Source organism: Kitasatospora sp. MY 5-36 (assembly GCF_001182915.1).
In the GTDB taxonomy this organism is placed as follows: Bacteria; Actinomycetota; Actinomycetes; order Streptomycetales; family Streptomycetaceae; genus Kitasatospora.
Map to the genome: position 1 here is coordinate 1 of NZ_LFVW01000969.1, position 2817 is coordinate 2817.

Here is a 2817-nt window from a genome sequence, read left to right on the forward strand (position 1 = left end):
CGCGGCACCTGCGGCTCCTGCGGCGTCGCGGGGCTCCCGACGGCCTCCGGCGCCGCCGGGGCACCCCGGCGGCGGGTCATCATCACCAGCGCGCCCAGCAGCAGCCCGGTCGCGCCGCCGACCGCGACGTCCAGCTTCCCGGACGGCGTGGTCGGCCTGTCCGGCGCGGCGGCCGGGGAGAGCGTCACCAGCCGGACGTTGGTGTCCTTGCTGCTGGTGTTGGCGAAGGCGACCAGCGAGCGGGCCACCGCGTCGGCCGTCCGGGCGGCCTCCTGGGGGCGCTCCCCGGTCCCGGTGATCTCGATCATCGGGGCGTCCGGGGAGGTCGTCCCGTGCACCAGGGACTCCAGCTCGGACCGGGTGTGGCCGGTCTCGGCGGCCGCCACCCCGAGCACCTGCGGCTGCCCGGCCAGCCGGCCGTACGCCTGGGCGAAGTTGGTCGCGATCGCGGCCTCCCCGGGGTTCTGCGCGACCACGAGGACGTAGGCGTTCGCGGCGTACGACGGGGACGCGGCGACGGCGTACCCGGCGCCGACCGCGGCGCCCAGCGGAACCGCGAGCACCACCGGCCACCAGCGGCGGACCAGGCGGCGGGCGCTTCGGCGCGGTGTGGTCATGGGTGTTGCTCCTTGGGTCTGGTACGGCGGTTCCGGCGGTGGCGGGCGGTCAGACGCGGGCCAGCCGGTCATAGAGGGCGCCCAGGTCGGCGGCGACCCGGACGATGTCGTAGTGGCCGACGGCCGGGGGGTGCGGCAGCGGGTCGGCGGTGTGCCCGCTGAGCGGCCGCAGGTCGCGCAGCGCGGCGGCGTAGGCGGCGGGCTCGGAGGGGACGCGGCGGGCCTGCGGGGCGGCCCTGGGCGGCAGTTCGTCGAGCGCCGGGCAGGCGCTGTAGCGCACCGGCAGCCCGGCCGCGAGGCCCTCCAGGACGCCGAGGCCGAAGGTCTCCGCGGTGGAGGGGGCGGCCAGCACGTCCAGGGCGGCCAGCAGTTCGGGGACGTCGTCGCGCTCCCCGGTGAGCACCAGCCGGTCCCGCACGCCGAGTTCGGCGGCCCGGCGCTCCAGCGCGGCGCGCTCCGGACCCTCGCCGACCAGCACCAGCCGGGTGGCCGGGTCGAGCTCGGCGAGCGCCTCGACCAGCACCTCGAAGCGCTTGCCGGGCACCAGCCGGCCCACCCCGCCGACCACCCAGCCCCCGTACGGCAGCCCGAGCTCGGCCCGCAGCCGACGGCGGACGGCGGCCCGTTCGGCGGGCGGGAGGCGGTAGCGGGAGGTGTCGATGCCGTTCGGGATCAGCTCGATCCGGGCCGGCGGGACGCCCCAGGAACGCAGCGTCTGGGCGACCTGGCGGGAGACCGCGACGGTGGTGCTGCCGAGCCGTTCGGCCGCCAGGTAGAGGCCCTTGACGCCCCGGGTGACCGGGCGGCCCTCGATCACCCCGGCGTGCAGCGAGTGCTCGGTGGAGACCACCGCGCGCACCCCGGCCAGCCGGGCGGCCGTCCGGCCGTACAGCTGGGCCCGGTACAGGTGGGTGTGCACCAGGTCGTAGCGGCCGGCCCGGACCAGCCGGACCAGCCGGGGCAGCGCGCCGAGGTCCCGGTTGCCGCGCATGCCGAGGTGGTGGACGGTGACGCCGTCGGCGCGCAGCGCCTCGGCGACCGTGCCGGGGTTGGTCAGGGCGAGCACCTCGCACTGCTGGTGCGCCGGCAGGTGCCGCAGCAGCAAGTGCAGTTGGCGCTCGGCGCCGCCGGCGGCCAGGCCGGTGACGATGTGCAGCACCCTCATGGCCGGGGCTCCCGGCGGGCGTGGCGCAGCCCGGTGACGGCGTCCCGCAACCGGTGCCGGCCCTGCTTGGCGCGCAGCCGCCAGGCGCCGTCGCGGTCGCCGACGTAGCAGCGGGGCAGGGCGAAGCGGCCGGTGAGCGGGGAGTGCGCGATGGCGCAGGCGTGGTCGTACCCGGCGTCGCGCACGGCCAGGGCGGCGGGCAGGTCGACGGCGCCGTACGGGTAGCAGAACCCGGTGACCGGGCCGCCGACGGCCTCCTCCAGCAGGCGCCGGCTCTCCCGGGCCTGGACGGCGAGGGCCTCGGGCGGCAGGCCGGGCAGCGCCCGGTGGCCGAGGCCGTGCGAGCCGATCTCCCAGCCGGCGCCGGCGAGCCCGGTGACCTCCTGGACGGTGAGCAGCCGCTTGCGCGGGCCCTCGGTGTCCCAGCCGTTGTCCCGGCCGAGCAGGTCGGCGACCACGTACGCGGTGGCGGTGAAGCCGTACGCCTGGAGGGTCGGCACCGCGTACCGGGCGATGTCGGCGTAGCCGTCGTCGAAGGTCAGGCCGACCAGCCTGTCGTCCCGGCCGAGGGCGTGGGCCCGCATCAGCTCGCGGACGGAGACGCCGCGCCGACCGCTCCGGTACAGCCAGCCGATCTGTTCGGCGAACCGCTCGGGGCTGACGGTGAGCCGGTAGGGGTCCTCCTGCTCGACCGCCACCGAGTGGTACATCAGGATCCACGGCGAGGCGGAGCCGGGGACCGGCGGTGCGCCGAGCGGGTGGCGGCTCCTGGGCGGTCGTGCCCGGTCCGGCGGTGCGCTCTGGAGGCCCGCCCGGGCCGAACGGACGGTTCCCCGTTCATTGTCCATCGGGACGCTTCCCTTCTTCGGCGGCGGTTGGCGGGTTCCGGCCGGGCCCCAGGGCCCGGGCGAGGGCGAGGACCGGGCCGCGCACCTCGCGGGCGCCGAGCCCGGTGCCGAGGGCCGCGAAGGCCAGCGCCACGGTGAGGCCCCCGAGGAGGGTCGACAGCAGGGGGTCGGCGGCCAGCCCGGCGGC

The 2817-nt window shown here is 77.7% G+C and carries 4 protein-coding genes; all 4 read right to left on the bottom strand.

Annotated elements, in window-relative coordinates:
* Positions 1–617: Wzz/FepE/Etk N-terminal domain-containing protein (locus AE652_RS38955; RefSeq protein ID WP_049660226.1), on the bottom strand; the 617-nt coding region annotated here is incomplete at its 3' end.
* 49 nt (positions 618–666) lie between these two features.
* Positions 667–1782: a glycosyltransferase gene (locus tag AE652_RS38960; protein WP_049660228.1), complete on the bottom strand. Its 1116-nt coding sequence runs from the start codon at positions 1780–1782 to the stop codon at positions 667–669.
* The gene (locus AE652_RS49365) at positions 1779–2630 is read right to left on the bottom strand and encodes a polysaccharide deacetylase family protein (protein ID WP_079271934.1); all 852 of its coding nucleotides are present in this window, start codon (positions 2628–2630) and stop codon (positions 1779–1781) included. Before AE652_RS49365 ends, AE652_RS38960 begins: the two co-directional genes overlap by 4 nt.
* Positions 2620–2817, bottom strand: a 198-nt coding sequence (locus AE652_RS38970; protein WP_049660231.1) for a hypothetical protein, incomplete at its 5' end; no start/stop codon positions are given. The genes AE652_RS38970 and AE652_RS49365, both read right to left, overlap by 11 nt.